Origin of the sequence: Streptomyces sp. NBC_01454, from assembly GCF_036227565.1 — a bacterium.
Classification (GTDB): domain Bacteria; phylum Actinomycetota; class Actinomycetes; order Streptomycetales; family Streptomycetaceae; genus Streptomyces.
In genome coordinates, this window is the sequence record NZ_CP109461.1 from 396,209 (window position 1) to 415,789 (window position 19,581).

The window sequence follows — 19,581 nt, forward strand, 5'->3', positions numbered from 1 at the left end:
GGTGCGGGTCAGCGTCTACGTCCCCTTCGCGATCAGCGCGCTGCTCGCGCTGTTCGCCCCCTGGGCAGCGACTCGCCTGCCGCCCCGCCCGGCGGCCTGGGCCCTGACCTGCGCCGCGTTGGTGGCGGCCGGGGGATGGGTGGGGGCGCTGGCGCTGCTGGCGTTCACCGGCGTCGGGCAGATCCCGGAGGTCGCCGAGCAGGGGCCCTGGTCCATCACCGTGCTGCGGGCCGAGAATCCCGTACATTCCGTCGTGGCCGTGATCTGCGGGCTGATCCTGGCCGCAAGCATCCTCGCACTGGGTGTCGCCGTGCGCAGGCACCTGCGGGCGCTGCTGCGAGCGCGGCGCGAGTGCGGGCGGCTGCCCGGCGGCGAGCTCGCCGTCATCGACATCCCGGAGCCGGAGGCGTACGCGCTGCCCGGGGCCCCGGGCCGGATCGTGGTCTCCCGCGGGATGCTGCGCGCTCTCGATGACGCGGAACGACAAGCCCTGTTGGCCCACGAACGCGCCCACCTGCGCCACCGCCACCACACCTTCCAGATCACCTGGCGGCTCACGGCCGCGGTGAACCCGCTGCTGCGCCCCCTTGCGACATCAGGCGCCTTCGTCCTGGAACGCTGGGCGGACGAGGACGCCGCAGCCGCGACGGGCGACCGCACGGTGGTCGCCCGCGCTGTCGCGCGGGCGGCGCTGGCCACCTCCGGCGCCCGCCGCCACCCGGGAGCCCTGGCTGCCGCCGGCGGACCGGTACCGCGCCGGGTCCGGGCCCTGTTCGCCCCGCCACGGCGCCCCCGACGGCTGCCGCTGATCGCAGGCGGCCTGCTACTGGCACTGTGCTGCGGCAGCCTGGCGGAGGCCGCCGTCGACACCGACGCGATGTTCGCGGGCGCGATGTACCCACGCTGCACGTCCGCTCACCAGCCGGGCGATAGGTCAGCCGACCGGCTCGGGGTGCCGGTCACCGGCCGCAACGACTGCAGAGCCCGGCACCGGGCCGAAGTGCGCGAGGTGCGGTACCCGGCGGAGGCGGGGCAGCAGTCAGGCATGCCACACCCCGGGCAGGCAGGCGACCGCCGCGGCGTGCGTGGACTACGCGGAGCGGGTCTTTAGCGCCCTGCACGAGACCTGGGAGGCAGACCGATGACCGCGACTGAGCAGATCGCTCCGGCGGGACGGCGGCAGATGTGGCCCCTGTACGCGGCTGCCTTCACCACCGCCTTCGGCGCCCACGCCATCGCAGCCAACCTGGGCGGCTTCTCCCCCGACGCGGTGACCTCGATGATGGTGCTGGGCGGGCTGCTCGCGCTCTACGACGGGGCGGAAGTGCTGCTCAAGCCCGTCTTCGGCACCCTCGCGGACCGGATCGGCGCCCGCCCTGTGCTGCTGGGCGGACTGGTCGCCTTCGCGGCGGCATCGGCCCTGTACGCGCTGGCGGACAGCCCCGGCTGGCTATGGGCGGCCCGCCTCGGCCAGGGCGCCGCCGCCTCCGCCTTCTCCCCCTCCGCCTCCGCGCTGGTCGCCCGGCTCAACCCGGCCGCCAAGCATGGCCGGGCCTTCGGCAGCTACGGCTTCTACAAGTCCATCGGCTACACCCTCGGCCCGCTGCTCGGCGGCGTACTGGTCTGGGCCGGCGGGCTGCGGCCGCTGTTCACGGTCATGGCGCTGCTCGGCGCGGCCGTCGCGGTATGGGCGGCGCTGGCCGTGCCGCACGTACCACCGCTGCCGCGCACCCGCCAGACCGTCAGGGACCTGGCGAGGCGACTGGCCGACCCGGCCTTCCTGAAGCCGACTGCCGCTCTCGCGGGCGCCGCCGCCGCACTCTCGGTCGGGGTCGGCTTCCTGCCGGTCTCCGGCAGGGCAGCCGGTCTCGACACCGTGGCCACCGGCGCCGCCGTCTCGCTCCTGGCCGCCTGCGCAGCCATCGTTCAGCCCAAGGCCGGACGTGCCCTGGACACCGGCCGCTTCAGCGCACCCACCGGCCTCGGCATCGGGCTCCTGACCACGGCCGGCGGCCTGGGCTTCGCGATGCTGCCAGGACCGGCCGGCGTGCTGCTCGCCGCGGTACTGATCGGCACCGGTACCGGCCTGATCACCCCACTCGGCTTCGCCGCCCTGGCCGCCTCCACCCCCCAGGAACGCCTCGGCCAGACCATGGGATCCGCCGAACTCGGGCGCGAACTCGGCGACGCGGGCGGCCCGTTGCTGGTCGGCGCCGCTGCCACGCTCGCCACCCTCGCCTACGGGTACGCCGCTCTCGCCCTGCTCCTGGCGGTGGGTCCGACAGTCGTCCTCATTGCGCGCCGCACGGCGCCTGCGCAGGCGGATGGACCACAGGCATGACCAGGGCTTCAGGCCAACGCCGACCGACGGTTCGCTGTGTACCGCCAGCCTGGCGGAGCAGGCGCTGAACTGATCAACGAGGCGATGCGCCAGTCACCGTGTCCTCCCACTCCAGCGGCGTCGAGGTCGGGCGTCCCTCCCGGCGTATGTCGGCGACCAACTGCCGGGACTGCTCATGTGGCTGGAACCGCGCGTTGACATCCAGCAGCGTCAGTGTGCGCGGGTCACCCTCGACCATCTGCGGCGGGGCAAGCTGCGTCGCCTCCTCAATGATCAGACTCCCGTCAGCTTCGTCGCCTCACGGGCGCCCCACCGCTTCGCCCACTTCTCCACGACCCCTGTGTGCGTGTGTTCACCCATCGCGCCCTTGGACGGGAGCTGAAACTTCCAGCCGTCTTCGTTCGAAGGACCGCACTCCCTCAGCCGCAGCAGCCGCTCCTGCCCCAGATCGCTCAGAGCTTGACTGGGAGACCTGGCCACGACCTTTGCAACGCGTTCCGTGCAAGGTTTCGCGCAAGCCCGCTCCGCCTTCTGCCTCTTCGCCAGCGAGCAGTCCCTCGGCAACCTCTCCGCGAGCGGCGTTGCTGGCGTCCTGCGGACCGCCGTCTCCCCAAGCGCCGCCCTCACCTACCTGGCGGCATGGATGGTCCTGGCGCTCGGCGGCCTCGTGCTCGCCGCGCTCGACTGAGCGCCCCGAGGCAGCCCGCGGATTCCACAACCCACGCCATCAAGCCCGGCTCCTGGCGCCAACGCCCCCTGAGTTCTGCTCCGTTGTCCCTTCAGAATTCGCGAACTCCCGGGAAATCAGGTCAGGGTCGAGGTCCGTATAGATCGGCAAGTGATCGGCTGCCCGGCTGGCGGCGGCGCTTCGGTTGGTCCCATAGGCGATCAACGCGGGTGCGAGGGGGCGGCTGACGAGGATGAGGTCGATACGGCGGGAGCCCCAAGGATCGGGGTCCCCCTCGCCGTCAGTCCAGTGGCCGACGGTGGGCTGCCAGGCCACGCCGAGGTGAGCCGCGGCATCGACCATGTATCAGATGATGGCTCCGGGCTTGGCCCCACCGGTGCGGCGGAAGATGCTCTTCAGGCGTAGGGACTCATCGGCGCGGAATCCACCTCGGATGGGGTCGCCCGTGGTAGACGGCCACGGTGAACGGTTCGACTGCTCCGATGTCGAATGCGGCGGTGGTGACTCCGTGCCAGAAGTCGGGGGCGCCGTACGGACGAAAGCTGCCGGGGAGGCAGCGGACGGACTCGGGGTTCCACATCGCCGCTGTGTACCAGCCACGATGAGAGTTGCTGGCCATCGCGGTGCGCGGCCGGCCACGTGTGTCGAGCGCGGTGGCGGTGAATTCGCAGTCTGCTGCGAGAAGCTGGACGATCTCGGCTGCCTCGTCATCCCACGTCGCGGGATCGTTGTCCTCGTCGACGCGGACTTCCTGCAGGCCGAGGATATCCGGGTTGAGTTCCCGGATTGCGGTGACCCGGTCCTGCCACCCAGCGGTGTCCCGATCGTTGAGCCTCAGTTTGTAGGCGTTCAAGTTCGCTATCCGCATCAAGAGCATCTCCTGTCGGTGGTGCGATGGGGCATATGTCACGACAGCCCGCCCTGGGAGGGGAGTTCCGTGATGGGCGACGGAGCGGCGAGCGGAATTCCCCACCGGCTGCGGGCGATGCGTGCGGCATGCTCGGCTTGGTGATAGCCCTGTTCACCCCAGCCGAGCAGGGCGACAGCCTGATGCGGCGTGGCCAGCAACCGGGCGAACCGTCGCCCGCTGGCCGGATCAACCAATGAGGGCTCGGCCCCGGTGATCGGCGCGGCCAGTCGCAACCGGGCGCACTCGCCGATCCCTCCGTATACCTCCCCGGTGGCGTCGTAGACCCAGCCCAGCCTCTCCACCTCGCCGAGGGTCAGTTGTGCTTCTTCGGCGGCCTCGCGCACGAGGGCGGCTTCCGGTGAGGCGCCGGTGGATTCGACGGTGCCGCCGGGCAGCATGGCCAAGGGTTCTTCCGGGTCGATGACCAGTACTACCCGGCCGTCGGGTGCGAACAGCCAGCCCCACGCCTGCGGGATGGGGAGGTGTTCCGGGGCGCGGCCGGGGTGCCAGGGCCAGCCGCGTCCGGCCCGGGGCCGGGTGTGCACCTGGCACCGGTCCAGGGGCGGAACGGGGCCGACGCGCCGGCCTCCGCTGAGGTGGGCGGTGGTGCCGGCCAGGCGGGCGCGCAGCGCGGCCAGCAGGATCTGTGCGTCGACCGGGATCATCCGCTCGGCTGCCCCCCGCGAGTCGAGGAACTCGTATCCGCTCAGCTCGTCCTGGGGCAGACGCATCCTGGCGATGTCTCGCGGGGTGAGGGTTCCGCCGTCCATCACGTAGCGGACCTCGCCGGGAAAGGGCACTCCTTCGGTGCGGTCCGGGTGCCCGGGGGCGAGCCAGTGCACGGCCAGAAGCCGTCCGAGTGGCATCGACAGGCCGAGTTCCTCCTGGACTTCGCGCCAGCAGGTCTGATCGGGGCCTTCGCCTGCTTCCATGCAGCCGCCCGGCAGCAGCCACTGCGTGCGGTAGGTCGGCTTGACCAGCAGGACACGGCCGATCTCGTCGGTGAACAACGCCGCCGCGCCGAGCCAGACCGAATGCCGTGAGCGCGCGTATTCCTCGTGTGACATCGCTGGTTGTCCGGGTTCGGCAGCCGAGGTGCTGCTGGCGGAGGTGTCCATTGATGCTCCTTCGGTAGGGGGACGCCGGTCGCGCCAGGGGAGCGGAGAAGGCAAGCGCTCCGCTCCCCCTCTCGCTATGGCAGGGCTGTCTGTTCCAGGTAGCAGACCGATCGGGTGTGGCGGGCGCGGGCGACCGCCTGGAGTCGGGCGAAGGAGTGCGCGGACATCTCCTGCTTCCAGACGTCCAGTGACTTGACGGCCACCTCAGTGTGCTCGTCCGGGTCCAGGACGATGCTGTCGATCTGCCGCCTGGTCAGCCGGCCACCGTCGAAGACGAAACCGAGCTTGTGCGTGGTCCAGTCACCCAGTGGAGGCAGGAAGTGCACGGCCAGCAGCCGCGGTTCGACAGCGAGACTCAAGCCGGTCTCTTCGAGGCATTCGCGCAGCGCGCACTGCCAGGGCGTTTCTCCCGGGTCCATGTTGCCGCCGGGCCACTGCCACAGATCAGGGTTGCGCGCAGCACGCAGTTGGAGCGGGTGGTATGCCTCGTCCGTGACGAAAAGACACCCGTAGACGGTGGCTTTGGGCAAGGTCGCGATGTACTGCTCGGGAGGCAGCCACGTGCCAGTCATGTTGTTTCCCCAGGGGACGGACGGTCGGCGGCTGACGCGGCCGGAAGAAACTTGGCGGCCTTCGCCGCCAGTTGGTGCCGGAGGTACTGCTCGGCGTCGTCGGGGCGCATACGGGCGAGGGCGACCATGCCCGTGATGACGACGTCTGCGACCTCGCTGTGGACGTCCTGCCAGGTGTGGCTGTCGCCCTTGCGGGGGTTGGTGCCGCGGGCACCGATGACGGCTTGGGAGGCTTCGCCGGTCTCCTCGGCAATCTTCAGTACCTGCAAGGTCCACTGCTGCGCCTGATCCAGGCCGCGGGCGCCGTCGTGGGCCTCGAAGAGCCGGGCAAGCCGACCGATCGTCTCCCAGATGTCCTCCTCCACCGGGCCGGGCTCTGCCGACGGCGGCGTCGTCTGCTCCGTCCTCGAGCTCATCGGCTACCTCCGGCCTCTGTGAGAATCGCTGCTTCGGCCGTGGCCTGCGCGGCGGGATGCTGACCCGGCCACTGGAAGACCAGGCGGGAAGAGGTCTTGTCCAAGACGTGCCCGGTGGGGAGTGCGTGGTCGGGAGTGTCTGCCGGGTGCACGGTCATCTGCGGGTAGCCGGTTCCGCGCACGTGCTGGTCCCAGGACCGTACGCAGGCAGCCATCCGCTCTGCCAGCTCAGCGCAGGCTGGGCCGACGGCGTGGACGACGAACTCGGAGCGGCGCTCTTCAGGCGTCTCTCCATCCTTGACCAGGACGTGAGTGAGGTAGGCAAGTGAGCCGTCCGCGACGGTAGCGGCGGCGTCCGCGCCGTACGGGAGGGCGGCCAGCGCAGTGTCCCGGGCGCCGGCCAGCCGGCAGAACCCCGGCAGCGTGGTGGCCGCATAGAGCTGGAGGGTCTCGAAGGGCTCCATCCCCGCAACGGTGACGCCGGTGGGCACCTCATGCCGTGGACCTCGCAACGCCGCATCCAAGCCCGCGGGATCAGGGGACGTGCCGTCCTCGTGGCACAACTGCACTTCGCCCCCGGCCAAGTCGGTGATCGGAGTGCTGCGGGCGGCGGCCCCGCGGTCGCGGACGAACCCGCAGTACGTCCAGTCCCGTGCGTGCAGCACATCTCCATGCCGCTGGAGTGCGATGGCGCGGGTGTAGCCGTGGATCTCCAGCGGCAGCACCAGATACCGGCCCTCGGCCAATTGCTCTCGCCAAGCAGGGGCAACATCCCAGCAGTTGTGGGTGATCACGCTGCCGTCGAAGCCACCGCGCGGCAGGTGTCCGGGCGCGCCCTGGCTGCCGTCGCCGAGCAGCACCGTCACCTGACCGCGGCCGGCCTCCGCGGTGAACCGCCGGGTGCGCTGGACGACGTACGGGTCGAGGTCCACGGTGACCACGCGCCCGGCCGGGGCGACGACGCGGGCGATCAGCTCGGCGTTGTAGCCGCCGGAACCGGCCTCGAACACCGTCATCCCGGGCTCCAGACGCAGCTTCTCGATCATGTCGGCTTGCAGCCAGGGCGCGCTCACCGAACTGACGGCCGTCCCCGTCTCGTCCCGGCTGGTGACGACGGCAAGGTCGTCGTCGTAGGCGGTCCGCAACTCGCTTTCCGGGGTGAATCGGTGCCGCGGCACTGTCCTCAGCGCGTCTTGCACCGCCGCGGAGGGCGCCCAGCCTCCGGCGATGACGCGCTCGGTCATCTCCTGCCGCAGGCGGCTGGCTTCGGCCGGTTCTCCGCCGACGGCTGGGGGCGCGATCGCGTGCGGGTAGGCGTGCACCGGCGGCAGGGCGGGCAGGATGCCGGGCCACACAGCTTCCAGTGCGTGGGCGGTGGGTGTGAAGAGGGCTCCGAGGTGGGTCAGGGCGTGCAGGTCGTGCCATTCCCATCGTCGGAATCGGTGCGGTTCGGGCAAGCCGAGCCTTGCGCCCCACGCGCTCACGCGTACCACCGCGGACAGGCGCCGGACGTCCGCGCGGTCGTCGTGCAGGACGGTCAGGAGGTGGGCGTCGCCGAGGGCGGCCGTCAGGCCGGTCTCCTCGGCCAGCTCCCGCACCGCTGCCGCCTGGAAGGACTCGCCGGCCTCGACGCGCCCGCCGGGCAGCTCCCACATGCCCCGCGTCGACCGGCCGAGCAGTACGCGCCCGCAGTCGTCGGTGACCACCGCACACACACCTACGACGGACTGCGGCTCCGGTCGGCCCTTCTCCACCGCGGCGAAGTCCCCGGCGGGGCCGCGCAGCACCAGGACCGCCAGGCCCTCCGCCTCGAACCGCTCCACCTGTGACCATCCCTCCGTCAGCAGAGCGATCTCTTCCTCGTCCAGCGCGATGAGTCGTCGCTCGTCCGGCGTGGTCGCCACCACAGGAGTGATCACCACCAGTGCGCCGCCTGTCCGCAGGCGCGCGGCGAGGCGGTGCAGGACCCGGGTGCGGTCGTGCAGGAAGGGGAACACCAGGCGCAGGGTGATCAGGTCGTAGCCGTCGTCGCTCAGCTCTGCCGGATCGTCGTGCTCGAGGTCCAGGCACAGCCACCGCACCCGCTCGGCGCCCGCGCGCTCCTTCCGGGCACGGGCCAGGGCGCCCTCGGCGAAGTCGACGGCATCGACGGTGTAGCCGAGTTCGGTGAGGAAGGCGGCGAGCTCACCGGTGCCGCAGCCCAGCTCCAGAGCCCGCCCGTCGTCCGGGGCGGGCGCGCGCCGGGCGATCAGGGCCCTTTCCGAGTCACGGAGTGGTCGAAATCCGCGACCGTCCTTGTAGTGCTGAGACCAATCGGCTCGGTCGTATGACACAGGGTCGCTCCTTGTCAGCGGTGGTGTACGGCGGTTCACACGCGAGGGATGGCACGAAGGTGTGCCAGGTGCGGCCGGACCGCCCGAGCAGGTCGGGCTGCCGCGGACTGCTCGGGCCGGTCGTGGGCTGTTCGGGCACCGCGTCCGACGGGGTCGCAGATCGCTGATCGCGAGCACAGGCGGTCCGGACGTGGACAGAGGGGCAGTTGCGGGGCCTTTGCCGCAGCTGGAGTGGAACGGACGCTCGGTGCGAGGTCAGGTGCCGCTGCTGTGCTGGGCATCTGGAACCGGGGGGCAGCCAGGAGACGGCGTCCTCGCGGAAGCTCTGGTTGACCGGCACGAGGCCGGACGCGTCATCGAGTGCTGAGGGTGATCGCGATGCTGTTGGCCCCGTCGTCGACAGCGCACAGCTGGCTGCCGCATCCCGGGCAGAAGCCACGCCGGGAGTCCGGCCAGGTGTAGTGCCAGACCGGTGCGCCGCCCTCCCCGGTCCAGGTCAGGGCGCTCAGAGGGAAGCGGCAGGGCGGTCGAGAGCCGTCAGGAGAGCGTCAAGACCGGAACGCTCGTCCGGGTGGCGTTCGAGATACGCCTCGACAGTGCTGCGGATGAGGGAGCGGCTGGGCGGCATGTCATCACCTGGGAATCGACAAGAGGGAAAGTTCGGCGCCGGAGCGCCGCCTGGGGAGGGTGTTCGGCGGGGTTCTGCGAGCAGTGCTCACCGGGCTTTCCTGTGCTCACGCATGTCTTCGCGCCGAGGTGTGGGGAGTCCGTCTGCCGGGGGAAGGGCGATTCCGTACTGGGCGGCCTGCGCTTGGAACATGCCGTGGTACAGGCCACCGGCGGTCATGAGCTGGTCGTGCGTGCCGTGTTCGGCGATGCGCCCGTCGTCGAGGACGTAGATGTGGTCGGCGGTGGTGGTTGCGGCGAGACGGTGGGTGATCAGCACGACCCCGGTGCCATTGCCTGCCACGGACCGCAGACGCTCGAACGCTTCGATCTCGGTGTGCGGGTCGAGGGCGGAGGTCGGTTCATCAACCAGGAGGAACGGCGCGTCGCGGTAACGGCTGCGTGCGTTGCCCAGCTTCTGCCACTGCCCGCCCGAGAGCTGCACACCGCGTTCATATCCCTTGAAGACGATGGAGTCCCATCCGTGCTCCAAGCCCTCGATCAGGTCTCCCACGTCGGCGGCCTGTGCAGCAGCCTTGACCTGGATCATGTCCCGCGGGCGGTCACCGGCCCCGACGGCGATGTTCGCGGCGGCCGTCATCTGCCAGTGCGGAAAGTCCTGCGCCAGCAGCCCGATGGAGCCGAAGACCTCGGACCGGTTAGCTTCGCGTACCTCCACCCGTTCTCCGTTTGCCCCCACCCACCACACTTCTCCGTTGCTGGGCAGCAGCAGCCCGGCCAGGAGCTTGGCCAGCGTGGACTTTCCTGAGCCGTTCGCGCCCACCAGTGCCGTCACCTCGCCCCGGCGCACGGAGACGCTCACCTCGCGCAGCGAGGGCGTCGTCGCCCCCGGGTAGGTGAAGGAGGCGTCCCGGACCTCAATGGCCCGCACCGGGGAGGGAAGCGGCGCACCCGTGGTCGGGATGGCGTGCTTCGCCGCCAGCTCGGTGGCCGCTTCGGTGTCGCCGAGCTGCAGCATCTCCTCATACATGCGGTTGACCTGCTGCACGAGGGAGGTGAGCCGGGCGGTGGAGTTGCGAATGGCGACCACCGCGGTGCCACCGACCGCCAGTGGCAGTCCGCCGCTGGTCAGCAGCCACCACAACATCCCGTAGCAGCCCAGGGACGCCAGACCGGAGAACGCGCCGGCGACGAGGTCCGTGCGAGCCTGGGCCCGGGCCAGGCGACGCTGCTCGGTCTCCATCAGCCCCGACATCTCCCCGTACCCGCGCAGCAGCAGCGCGGAGGCCGCGTGCACCCGGATCTCGCCCGCCGCGTGCGGCATCGTCAGGTACTGCAACAGGCTGGCCACGGCCCGGCGGTGGTCCACCCAGTGCAGTCGCGAAATGTATTCGCGCCGGGCGGACCGCACAGCCCCCCAGCCCTTGGGCAGGGCGATGGCCAGCAGCATCGGAAGAAGAGCCCAGTGCAGCGAGGCCAGCACGACAGCCGCAGCCACCATGCCGATCACGACGCCGGAAACGCCCACGGACAGACCGAGCATCCGCCTGGCGGAATCGGTGCCGAACTTCCCAGCCTCCAAGTGCCGTTGTACGTCCGGCTGTTCAGTAGCCTCGACCTCCACCCGTGTCACGGCTCGGTAGTACTGGGTGGAGACGGCCCGCTCGACCTGCGGTTCAAGCCGTCCGGACATCGCTGTCGACCAGGCCGACAGCAGGGCCGCCCCGACGGAGACGACCGCCAACATCAGCAGCGCAGGCAGTGACTGCCGCAGCTTGTCTCCGGTCGGGCCGTCCGCGAACAACTGGTTGAGCACACCATTGACGGCCACCAAGGCGAGCGCGGCCGTCACACCCTGTGCGATCTGCGATACCACCAGACCGATCAGTGCCCGGCGGTCTGCGGTCGAACCGGCCCGTAACACCACACCCACCATGTGCGGCAGCGCGGCGGCCATCTGCCCGAACCGCATACGGGCGACCGCACCTTCGTGTCCGATGAACGACTGGTCCCAGCGCAGCCGTCCCCCGAACAGCTCGCGTTCCGCCGCTGAGACGCCGTCCGCTTCTGTCAGCCGGCGCTTCATGTTGTTTCCTCCTTCGCGGTCGCGCCTCACGGCCCGGGTAGAGCGGGTCACATTGATCCACAGCTTCATGCCCACCACCACGTATCCGGACGGGATGAGTGGAGAGAACGCCGGGTAGAGGCGTCAATTACGTGCCTGGGGAGGGCCGCCGCTACGGGCGCGGGCTGTCTCCGTTCGAATCGAAGGGGGTGTGGTGCGTCGATCTGCACAGGGTTCATGGCTCCTCCGGAAAGAACGTTGGTGGGCACAGGTGCTCTAAAGAACGGCTCGTCCTGCTCCCCGTAACGGGTGAAGAGGAGGCACTTAGTGGATGCACGTTCTCTTCAGTGGCGGAAGGTGGGCGCGGCTTTGGCTGTGGATGCAGGCCGGCACTCGAACGGTGCGTTTCACTCCTTCGTGGGCTTGTGTCGGCTTGGTCGATGCAGTGCGGGAGGGGGTGCGGGCATGGCTCAGAGGGCAGTGGCGCTGGCGTGCCGCTGCCCTGGCGGGCTGGGTGTTTCAGGTCATGCTCCTGGGCGGCGGCCGTGGGTTGATCTCAGGCGGGAGTCGTCGTGGGGCAGTCCGTCGGGCGGTGCCGGCCCTTCGCATGCGGGAGCCTCGTAGGCGGCGGGTCTGCGGCGCAGGTAGGCGGTGATCGCTTGGCGCAGCGCCGAACGGACGAATTGTCTGCTGGACGGTCACAGAAGACCGCGGAGGTCGACTTCCGCTTTGTCTACGGCCTCAGTGAGGGCTTGCATGTGGGCTGTTGAGAGATGCCCTGTGCCGAGTCCTGCCGCGGTGAGCACGGCGCCAAGGTTTTGGGTCTGGGTGCTGGTCAGGTGGGGACGGGTTAAGGAGTGGTTCAGGACGTCGCGAGCGGCGTAGGCGTCGAGGACGGCCACGTTCGCGATGGCATCCTGCAGTGGGGTCGCGTGGGGACTGGTTCGGTCATGGGCCAGATCGAGCGCGGCCAGTCCGGCTCTGGTCTGGAACGCTGCTGTCGAGGGGTCGGGCGTAGCTATCAGTGTGGCTGCCCCTTGCAGAGCGAGGTCCAGCTCCGGCTGCGGCGTGCGCGAGGCCACGCGTCGGCAGTGGATGCGCAGAAGGGCCGCGATGGCGTTCTCCCACGGTTCCGTCGGGATGGTGGTGTCGATCGTGTCGCGAGCCTGCTGGTCGAGGCCGCGTTCCATCAGCGCCATGATCTGGATTTGGCGGCCGTCGAGGAGGCGTTTTCCGATGCCGCGATGCTTGGCCATGGCGTCGGCGGCCTCGGTCCAGCGGCCGACCCGTGCCAGGGCGCGGGCCGTCGACGAGCACGGTGACCCACAGCTCCTGGCAGACCTTGCGGTGATTCGCGTCCGTACCGGTCAGCGCCGACAGGTCGACGGTGCGTCCGTGGATCTCGTCTGCCCCGCGCTTCTGGGCGGCGCGGTAGAGGCGGGAGAGGACGTCGTAGGCGGCTTCGCCGTCGCCCTCGCGGGTCAGCAACCGGGAGACATTGATAAGGGGCATCAACGACATCACGGAAACGTCGCCCGTCAGGTCCCGGGCATCCGCGAAGACTTGGTGCTGTCTCCAGCACAGGTCGGCTGCCAGGTCGGGCAGTCCGACGTCGGAGGCGATCAGCGCTGCGTAGTTGAGGACCCCGCAGGCACGTGCCATCAGGTCGTGGTGGCTCGCGCCTGCGGGTGCGATGATCAGCCCGTTGAGGTGGGTGATGCGGTCGTCCAGGGGGAGCGCCGGCGCCTTCGAGCGGCGGACCAGAGGGATGCGGCTGGCTATCGCGGGAATCATTGGCTCAGCCCTTGCGCGGCCAGTCGACGACGAGACGGCTATACGCCTTGTCGACGATGAAGCGCGGGTCGGCCGCCGCGAGCTTGTCGCGGGCGTCCCCGACCGCCATTCGGAAGACGGGCTCCGGCCCGGTGTTGCCCCAGCCCGCGTCCCAGTCGCGGATTTCGCTCACGACCTGTTCGGCGAGCGCGTTGGCACGGGAGCCGTGGCCGATGACGCCGATCTCCCAGAACCGGCCCTCGTCGTCCTCGCCTTCGCGGATGGTCAGGTAGGCCAGGGAGTCGCCGTCGAGCGTGGCCATGGATCCCCAGCCGAAGTGCGGGGTGAAGCCGGGGCGAGCGCCCGGGAGGCGCGACAGGCCGTTGGGCAGCGCACAGGCCAGGTACAGATACAGCCACTCCCACGGTGATCCCGCGCGGAACTTAACCCCTGTGTAGATCTTGGTCTGCGGCTGGTCCAGGACGGTGCGGATCGCGTCGCGGTCCACGTTCTGCTCGCTGAAGGTCTCCAGCCGGACGTTGCCTTCACCTGCCATGGGCACGAGGGTGTAGATGTCGTCACAGACGCCCTTGCGCAGGGGAATGAAGGTGGCCATCTCGCAGGAGACGGTCTTCCAAGTGTCGCCGTCCCGCTCGAAGGCGAAGCTCCGGCTGATGCTGCCGCGAATCCGCATGGGCAGGACCAGACGTCCTCCGGGGGCGAGCTGGTCGAGGAGCTTCACGGGGACGTCGCCCGTGCCGACGGTGAACTGGATGCGGTGGTACGGGGCGTGCTCGGGAAGGCCGGCGGCGCCGTCGGCCAGCACGGCGGTGACGTTGATACCCCCGGCCTGGGCGAGGTTCTTCTGGGCGCCGGCGACGAGGTCGTGGTCGACGTCCAGGGTCCATACGTGCCCACTGGGGCCGAAGGGCTTGCCCAGCAGGAGGGCGTTGTAGCCGGTGGCGGCTCCAGCCTCCAGAACCTTGTGGCCGGGCTGCGCGCCCAACTGTTCGAGTTGGGTGGCGACGATGGAGGGCGCGGAGATGCAGGAAATCATCTCGCCGTGCTCGTCGTGCTTGATGGGGACCGCGTCCTCCTTGTACGCCGACTCAAGGTCGACTCCGGGCAGGAACTGGTGGCGGTCTGTGGTACGGAAGGCGTCGATGGTGGCGGGGGTGCGCAGGTGGCCGCTGTCGACGAGGCGGTTCGCCAGGGATTCGCGCAGGTGGGCGGGGGCGGTGACGGGTGTCACGGTGGTCTCCATTCGCGTGAGGTTAGGGTCCGCAGAAGTGGACCGGTGGGTGGACACGTCGGCGTCTTTCCCTGTGGAGAAGGCGACTTGGCGGCCCAGCCATGCGGTGGCGGCCTGCTCGGTGGCAGGCACGCCGGCGCGGTTGAATGCGAAGATCGCGTGATGGGCGATGACGGCGCGTAGGCCACGTATCAGTCGCCCATCAGCGCGAGCTGACGCAGGCGACGGCCTGCGTCCTCGAAGGCGGCGACGCGCTCGGCCCAGCCCGGTTCGGCGTCCGGCCGGCGGCTGGCGTCCGCGTTCATCAGACGCCGCATAGCCGAGACCGAGCGGTCGAGCGCGGGCCCGGTGGGCGCAGTGACGGGGGGCCGTAGGGCCGCGAACTGGGACCAGATGTCTCCGGCCTCGAACGGGTCCAGGCCGCCTTGGCGAATCATGGCGGACAGCAACATCACGCAGCGCTCGCGGGTGCCGGGGCTGCCGGTCTCGGTCAGGGCGCTGCGGCTGTCGGCGCAGAACACATCGTGCGCCACGTCGATGCCCTCGGGCCCGCCGAAGGCATCGGTTTCGGGCTCGTAGATGCCGCCGACCCAACCGGTGGCCTGCTGCTCGGTGACGAGGCGGTCCAGCACGGCTGCACAGGGGCGCTCGGTGCGCAGTCGCAGCCCCGAGTCCTTGCGCAGGAAGTGGAAGCGCTGGTTGTGCAGTGCGGCCGACAGGACCTGGGCGGCTTCGGGGCTCACCGCGCCTCCGGGGAAGGCGACACTGGCGTGCCACCAGGTGGTGTCGAGGGGGATCGGAAGGTTCTCGTCGTCGTCGAAGTCCATACGCGTGGGCGCTCCTTGTCGGTGGGATCGGTGCGGGGTCAGGTGATCAGCAGAGCGCTGGTCCAGTCCGTGGCGTTCGTGCCGGTGAGGGCGAGCTGCGCGCCGCTGCGGCCCTCCATGAAGCCGGACTTGGGCAGCCGGTCCAGGTCTGCGGCAAGGCGCTGTTGCAGGTCGCCGATCGCGGGGGTGAAGCGTTGCGGGGCGGGGCTGTCGGCGGCAATGGTGCGGGCGAGGGTCACCAGGCCGGCCCAGCCGTGGCAGAGCGTGGCGTCGGTGATCCGCGCGAGGTGGGAGCGGTCGGTCAGCGTGCGGGCGACGGTGTCCTCTGCCGCCTGGCGTCGGGCCGGGTCGCCCAGGGCAAGCGCGGCGAGCTGTTGGGCGCGGGCGATGCCGGGCTGGCCGTAGCACCATGACTGGCGGGCGGGATCGGGCTCGGGCGGTTCGGCGGCGTCCAGTTGGGCGCGGGTGGTCCAGTAGCACCTGCCGAACCTGTCCAGCCAGCGCGCGAACACGTCGATCGCCTCGCGCTGCCCCGGCACCTGGATGCCGTGCCGGGAGGCGAGAGAGAGCACGGTCAGGGGGCCGGCGATGCCGTGCGCCATGCCGTTGTTGCCGTGCCCGGCGGCCATCTCCTCGCCGTCGGGCACGACCGCGGACCACCATCCCGGCAGTTCTCCGCCCGCGATGTGCACCGGCCGTGACAGGGAGACGAGGTAGGCCAGCACGTCGGTCAGCCGGGCGGAGGGTGCTCCGCGGGTGAGGAGGAGCGCGCCCAGTCCGGTCAGGCCGCGGATGAGGTCCCATTCCGCGAGGTTGGGGAGAGCCCCCGATTGCTGCCGTCGTCGCGCTGCGGCCAGCCGGGCGTCCACGACGCGGTCGACGACTTCGCGGACGCCGCGGCTGGCATGCCCGGCACGGGCGAGCACGAACTCCAGCGCGGGAGCTCCGTGGAACAGAGACGCGTTGCCTCCGGCGCTCACGCCGTGTGCGACGGCCTGCGCGAGGTGGCGCCGCGCCGTGGACAGGTCACCGCGCTCGATGTGCAACAACGCCATCCCGAGAGCGCCCTCGGAGAGGTCCTGCGTGCGGGGCGAGAGTGCCGTGGTCATCATGAGCGTGCCGCCAGGGGAAGGACGAGGCTGTGGGCCCGGCCGCCGAGCCAGCCATCGCCGTCGGGGGGCGGCGCCTCGTGCAGGGTTGCGACGCCGATGGGGCTGGCGTCCAGGTGAGCGCGCAGCAGATCCAGGTGCACGTCCTGGCTCAGATCGAGAGGGAGTTGCTGATCGTCCTCGGCCAGCAGCACTTGGTCCGGCACCTGGAACCGGCCCCGCCAGGCATGCAACTGCTCGGCCCATTTTTCAAGCGTCGCGGTCCGGCAGGGCAGATCCCGGGTCCGCACCCTCCACCGTGCGGCCGCGAGGATGGATCGCCGGTAGGTGAGCGCCGGGGTGAAGGGCAGCGTCCATGCCGCGCCCCAGTCGAACCAGGTGACCTGCGGTGTGGTGGCCCGATTGATCTCGCCCAGGAACCGGGCCGTCGGCGGCGTGTAGTTGTTCCAGAGGAAGTTGATCGCGGTCGGCGCCAGCAGTTCCAGGTGCGTGCCGGTGGCGATCTCAACCAAGTAGGGGCGGCCGTCGCGGACGCCGACAGCCAGGTCGGAGGGGAACAGCACGCAGTCGTCGGGGTGCCGGAACTCGCCCACGCTGACGATCCGGGGCAGCACCCGCGGGGCACGGGTGAGCAGGTCGGCCGGGACGCGCCCGGCGTGGAAGGAAAGCTGGGCCAACTCGGCGCCGGGGTCGACCGTGGGCAGATCCCTGTACGTTGCGCCTGTATCCGAGACCAGGTGCCAGAACCGGCCCGTCATCGAGCCGGCCGAGCGGGAGACGGTGAGCACCCGGAGCCGGAAGTTTCCTCGCTCCAGAGCCTGGACCGAGTGGGCATGGACCTGCGCGGCTAAAGACGTCGTTTCATTTGGTGAGGCGGCCGTGGCAGATGAGGGCTGCGGCTATGCCGACGAAGGCGAGGAAGTGGTCGGCTTTGCGCTCGTAGCGGCGGTGGAGTCGGCGGCAGCCGGCGAGCCAGGAAACGGTGCGCTCGACGACCCAGCGGTGACGGCCGACGCTGCGAGGACTCGATGCCCTTGCGGGCGATGCGGTGCCGGATGCCACGTTTGCGGAGCCACCGGCGCAAGTGCTCGTAGTCATAGCCCTTGTCGGCGTGCAGCTTCGCCGGCCTGCGGCGGCGCGGGCCACGACGGGAACGGATGGGCGGAATGCCACGGACGAGCGACTCAAGGCCCTGGCTGTCGTGCATGTTCGCGCCGGAGGTACCCAAGGACAGTGGCAGTCCGTTCCGGCCCGTGACCAGGTGGATTTTCGATCCCAACTTGCCGCGGTCGGTCGGATGCGGTCCCGTCAAAGGCCCCCTTTGCCGCCCTGACGCTGACGGAGTCGATCGCGCATCGCGACCAGTCCAGCTCGCCCCTGGCCCCGAGTTCATCGAGGACGACACGGTGGAGCCGGGCCCAGACCCGGTCTCGGCTCCACTGGGCGAAGCTCCGGTAGACCGTCTGCCAGCACGGACCAAACACAGGAGGAAGCTGCCTCCAGGTGCAGCCCGACGTCGCGACGAACACGATCGCCACCAGCGCCTCGCGGTCACCTGCTCGGCGCCGGCCTCCGCCCTGCGGACGCTTGGCGGGGGGATGTCGTCTTGGTGTCCGGGCTCGCCTGCACCCCCGAGGGGGTGCAGGGTGGAGATGTGGCAGCCCAGCAGCGCTTTGCCGGTCTGCGGCAGGCATGGCGGTCCAGCCATGCGCTGCTGGCGATCCCTGTTGTACTCATCCTGGTGATCACTGTGGTGGACATCCATTCTCCCCCAGACGTCCACCTGGGACCGGCGCTGGTCATCGCGCCTGCGATCACTGCCTCGTTCGCCGGTCCCCGGCTGACCGGCCTCATCGGGACTCTGGCCTTGGCGGCCCAGGCGATCATTGGTGTGTTTCACGGCGGGCTGGCCACAACGAACCACATGGTGCAGTTGGTCACCATCACGTTGCTCTCGGTTTTGGTCGTGTTCTTGAGTGCGGTGCGCGAGCGGCGCAGTCGGCAATTGGCGCAGGTGCGGTCGGTTGCCGAGGCCGCGCAGCATGTCCTGCTGTGGCCGCTGCCGGACCGGATCGGGCCGTTGCAGGTCGCCTGCCTGTATCTGGCGGCCGAAGCCGAGGCTCAGATCGGCGGCGATCTGTACGCGGCCACCCGCACCGCGCACGGGACCCGCGTGATGATCGGTGACGTGCGGGGCAAGGGCCTGCCCGCCATCGGCGAGGCCGCCCTGCTGCTCGGCGCCTTCCGCGAGGCCGCCCACCAGCACACCACACTGCCGGCGCTGGCCGCTGGGCTGGAACAGAGCGTCGCCCGCTACATGGCCGACTTCGAACCAGAGGACGAGGCCGGGGAACGCTTCGCCACCACCTTGCTGCTGGAGATCCCCGACGAGGACCCCATCACCCGGCTGACCAGTTGCGGCCACCCTCCGCCACTGCTACTCAGGCCAGGCGAAGCGGTCACCGTTCTCGTGCACCCCGCGCCCCCGCTGGGGGTCGGCCGCACTGGACCGGAGGACTACACCCTTGATGTGTTCTCCTTCGAGCCCGGGGACACCCTCCTGCTGTATACCGACGGCGTCATCGAAGCCCGCGACCCTGCCGGCGGGTTCTACCCGTTCACGGAACGGACAGCCCAGTGGACCGACGCCAGCCCCGAGACCCTTCTGCATCACATCCGGCGCGATCTTCTCGCCCACGCCGGCGGACGCCTCGACGACGACGCCGCCCTGATCGCGATCCGCCGCACGACCGCTCCGCATCCGCCCCGTCGCCACGGGAGGATCATCCATGGCGGCGGATTCCGCCACGGCTCCGCAACAAGCCAATGAGCAGGCGCGCCAAGTGAAATGCTCAGCGGCGATAGCAGGCAGCGCCGTGCTCCGCCGCCGCGCCCGCACCGGGTCCCTGCACCGACCTAGGCCCTGACGACACCATCGACGGCACCCCCGGACTCGCCCCGCACCTACAACAGTGGGGCAACCGGATGCTGCGCGCCTCCCGGGCCTCATCCGGCAGGAGGACAGCAGCGGTGGCAAGGAGAGGAGGCGGACGACGAGGGGCAGCAACGGCGTCGGAAACCAGTGAGCACTGGGCCCCCGGCGCCGCAGACGGTCGGGCGGGCCGGGCTCGGCGCATCAAAGGTGCTCGGTGTGGATAGCTGTGCATGGTTCTTGATGCGCTCTCTCGGTGTGTCGATACGCAGCACTTGTGTGGGTGCTCGGTGATCTCGCCGGTCCGGTCGCTTCCGCGCGCTTGATGGCTTTCCTTGAGGCGCTGGAGCGGGGGCCGGGCTCCGCTCCAGCGCACCGCGGGCCCGCACGGAGCCCCCCCGCCCTCGGCCGGCTGGGGGTCTTCCGACGTGTTGTCGCACGGCTGTACGGATTGTTTTCGGTAGCTACATCTCGAAGGTCTCCGGCTCCCGCCCTCCCTCCAGCTGGGGTCGGAGGCCGCCTGTCTCCTGTCTCCTGCGAGATCTGCACCGATGTGGACGGCGTCTACACGTCGGACCCCAGAACCAAGGGAGCCAGGTCCTGGCGCTGCCCAGCGTG

General features: G+C 70.2%; 16 protein-coding genes and 2 pseudogenes. 4 read left to right on the forward strand and 14 right to left on the reverse strand.

Annotated features, from left to right (window positions below):
• Position 1 precedes the first annotated feature (1 nt).
• The 3 genes from OIU81_RS38535 to OIU81_RS38545 all read left to right on the forward strand — a co-directional run bounded on the left by OIU81_RS38535 (position 2) and on the right by OIU81_RS38545 (position 3,029).
• Positions 2–1,111, forward strand: coding sequence for a M56 family metallopeptidase (locus tag OIU81_RS38535; protein WP_329142483.1), 1,110 nt, complete (start codon positions 2–4; stop codon positions 1,109–1,111).
• 72 nt (positions 1,112–1,183) lie between these two features.
• On the forward strand, positions 1,184–2,341 hold the full coding sequence (locus tag OIU81_RS38540) for an MFS transporter (RefSeq protein WP_443074112.1): 1,158 nt from the start codon (positions 1,184–1,186) through the stop codon (positions 2,339–2,341).
• Between the two features lie 499 nt (positions 2,342–2,840).
• On the forward strand, positions 2,841–3,029 hold the full coding sequence (locus OIU81_RS38545; RefSeq protein WP_329142481.1) for a hypothetical protein: 189 nt from the start codon (positions 2,841–2,843) through the stop codon (positions 3,027–3,029).
• Positions 3,030–3,068: 39 nt separating this feature from the next.
• Here the strand turns inward: OIU81_RS38545 and OIU81_RS38550 are convergent, their stop codons facing one another.
• The 14 genes and pseudogenes from OIU81_RS38550 to OIU81_RS38615 all read right to left on the reverse strand — a co-directional run bounded on the left by OIU81_RS38550 (position 3,069) and on the right by OIU81_RS38615 (position 17,725).
• On the reverse strand, positions 3,069–3,371 hold the full coding sequence (locus OIU81_RS38550) for a hypothetical protein (protein WP_329142480.1): 303 nt from the start codon (positions 3,369–3,371) through the stop codon (positions 3,069–3,071).
• A 67-nt stretch (positions 3,372–3,438) separates the two neighbouring features.
• Positions 3,439–3,906: a hypothetical protein gene (locus OIU81_RS38555; protein WP_329331888.1), complete on the reverse strand. Its 468-nt coding sequence runs from the start codon at positions 3,904–3,906 to the stop codon at positions 3,439–3,441.
• A 29-nt stretch (positions 3,907–3,935) separates the two neighbouring features.
• A complete protein-coding gene (locus OIU81_RS38560; RefSeq protein WP_329142478.1) occupies positions 3,936–5,057 on the reverse strand; it encodes an NUDIX hydrolase in 1,122 nt (373 codons plus the stop codon).
• A 74-nt stretch (positions 5,058–5,131) separates the two neighbouring features.
• Positions 5,132–5,629, reverse strand: coding sequence for an NUDIX hydrolase (locus OIU81_RS38565; RefSeq protein WP_329142477.1), 498 nt, complete (start codon positions 5,627–5,629; stop codon positions 5,132–5,134).
• On the reverse strand, positions 5,626–6,045 hold the full coding sequence (locus OIU81_RS38570; protein ID WP_329142476.1) for a MazG-like family protein: 420 nt from the start codon (positions 6,043–6,045) through the stop codon (positions 5,626–5,628). Before OIU81_RS38570 ends, OIU81_RS38565 begins: the two co-directional genes overlap by 4 nt.
• Entirely contained in the window at positions 6,042–8,378 is a 2,337-nt protein-coding gene (fxlM, locus tag OIU81_RS38575) for a methyltransferase, FxLD system (protein ID WP_329142475.1), read from the reverse strand. The genes OIU81_RS38570 and fxlM (OIU81_RS38575) overlap by 4 nt, the downstream gene beginning before the upstream one ends.
• Before the next feature lie 505 nt (positions 8,379–8,883).
• Positions 8,884–9,006: a hypothetical protein gene (locus tag OIU81_RS38580; protein ID WP_329142474.1), complete on the reverse strand. Its 123-nt coding sequence runs from the start codon at positions 9,004–9,006 to the stop codon at positions 8,884–8,886.
• 87 nt (positions 9,007–9,093) lie between these two features.
• Positions 9,094–11,091 carry an ABC transporter ATP-binding protein gene (locus OIU81_RS38585; RefSeq protein ID WP_329142473.1) on the reverse strand — a complete coding sequence of 666 codons (1,998 nt, stop codon included), beginning with the start codon at positions 11,089–11,091 and terminating at the stop codon, positions 9,094–9,096.
• 677 nt (positions 11,092–11,768) lie between these two features.
• Positions 11,769–12,326 (reverse strand): hypothetical protein, encoded by a 558-nt coding sequence (locus tag OIU81_RS38590; RefSeq protein WP_329142472.1) that lies wholly within the window; start codon positions 12,324–12,326, stop codon positions 11,769–11,771.
• Between the two features lie 542 nt (positions 12,327–12,868).
• Entirely contained in the window at positions 12,869–14,107 is a 1,239-nt protein-coding gene (fxlM, locus tag OIU81_RS38595; RefSeq protein WP_329142471.1) for a methyltransferase, FxLD system, read from the reverse strand.
• Positions 14,108–14,286: 179 nt separating this feature from the next.
• Entirely contained in the window at positions 14,287–14,922 is a 636-nt protein-coding gene (locus tag OIU81_RS38600) for a thiopeptide-type bacteriocin biosynthesis protein (RefSeq protein WP_329142470.1), read from the reverse strand.
• A 38-nt stretch (positions 14,923–14,960) separates the two neighbouring features.
• Positions 14,961–16,034 carry a lanthionine synthetase LanC family protein gene (locus OIU81_RS38605; protein ID WP_329142469.1) on the reverse strand — a complete coding sequence of 358 codons (1,074 nt, stop codon included), beginning with the start codon at positions 16,032–16,034 and terminating at the stop codon, positions 14,961–14,963.
• A pseudogene (locus OIU81_RS38610) lies at positions 16,031–16,855 on the reverse strand (lantibiotic dehydratase); the annotation flags it as partial. The pseudogene OIU81_RS38610 and the gene OIU81_RS38605, both read right to left, overlap by 4 nt.
• 37 nt (positions 16,856–16,892) lie before the next feature.
• A pseudogene (locus OIU81_RS38615) lies at positions 16,893–17,725 on the reverse strand (IS5 family transposase).
• On the opposite strand from OIU81_RS38615, the gene OIU81_RS38620 reads away from it, so the two are divergent.
• Entirely contained in the window at positions 17,686–18,861 is a 1,176-nt protein-coding gene (locus tag OIU81_RS38620) for a PP2C family protein-serine/threonine phosphatase (RefSeq protein ID WP_329142468.1), read from the forward strand. The pseudogene OIU81_RS38615 and the gene OIU81_RS38620 sit on opposite strands and share 40 nt — an antisense overlap.
• Positions 18,862–19,581: the final 720 nt, after the last annotated feature.

Bases quoted from the DNA above. Each gene is read 5' to 3' on its own strand.
- OIU81_RS38540 (WP_443074112.1), top strand. From the start codon at position 1,184: ATGTGGCCCCTGTACGCGGCTGCCTTCACCACCGCCTTCGGCGCCCAC.
- OIU81_RS38550 (WP_329142480.1), bottom strand. From the start codon at position 3,371: ATGGTCGATGCCGCGGCTCACCTCGGCGTGGCCTGGCAGCCCACCGTC.
- OIU81_RS38555 (WP_329331888.1), bottom strand. From the start codon at position 3,906: ATGCTCTTGATGCGGATAGCGAACTTGAACGCCTACAAACTGAGGCTC.
- OIU81_RS38560 (WP_329142478.1), bottom strand. From the start codon at position 5,057: ATGGACACCTCCGCCAGCAGCACCTCGGCTGCCGAACCCGGACAACCA.
- OIU81_RS38565 (WP_329142477.1), bottom strand. From the start codon at position 5,629: ATGACTGGCACGTGGCTGCCTCCCGAGCAGTACATCGCGACCTTGCCC.
- OIU81_RS38570 (WP_329142476.1), bottom strand. From the start codon at position 6,045: ATGAGCTCGAGGACGGAGCAGACGACGCCGCCGTCGGCAGAGCCCGGC.
- OIU81_RS38580 (WP_329142474.1), bottom strand. From the start codon at position 9,006: ATGCCGCCCAGCCGCTCCCTCATCCGCAGCACTGTCGAGGCGTATCTC.
- OIU81_RS38585 (WP_329142473.1), bottom strand. From the start codon at position 11,091: ATGAAGCGCCGGCTGACAGAAGCGGACGGCGTCTCAGCGGCGGAACGC.
- OIU81_RS38590 (WP_329142472.1), bottom strand. From the start codon at position 12,326: ATGGCCAAGCATCGCGGCATCGGAAAACGCCTCCTCGACGGCCGCCAA.
- fxlM (WP_329142471.1), bottom strand. From the start codon at position 14,107: ATGGAGACCACCGTGACACCCGTCACCGCCCCCGCCCACCTGCGCGAA.
- OIU81_RS38600 (WP_329142470.1), bottom strand. From the start codon at position 14,922: ATGGACTTCGACGACGACGAGAACCTTCCGATCCCCCTCGACACCACC.
- OIU81_RS38605 (WP_329142469.1), bottom strand. From the start codon at position 16,034: ATGATGACCACGGCACTCTCGCCCCGCACGCAGGACCTCTCCGAGGGC.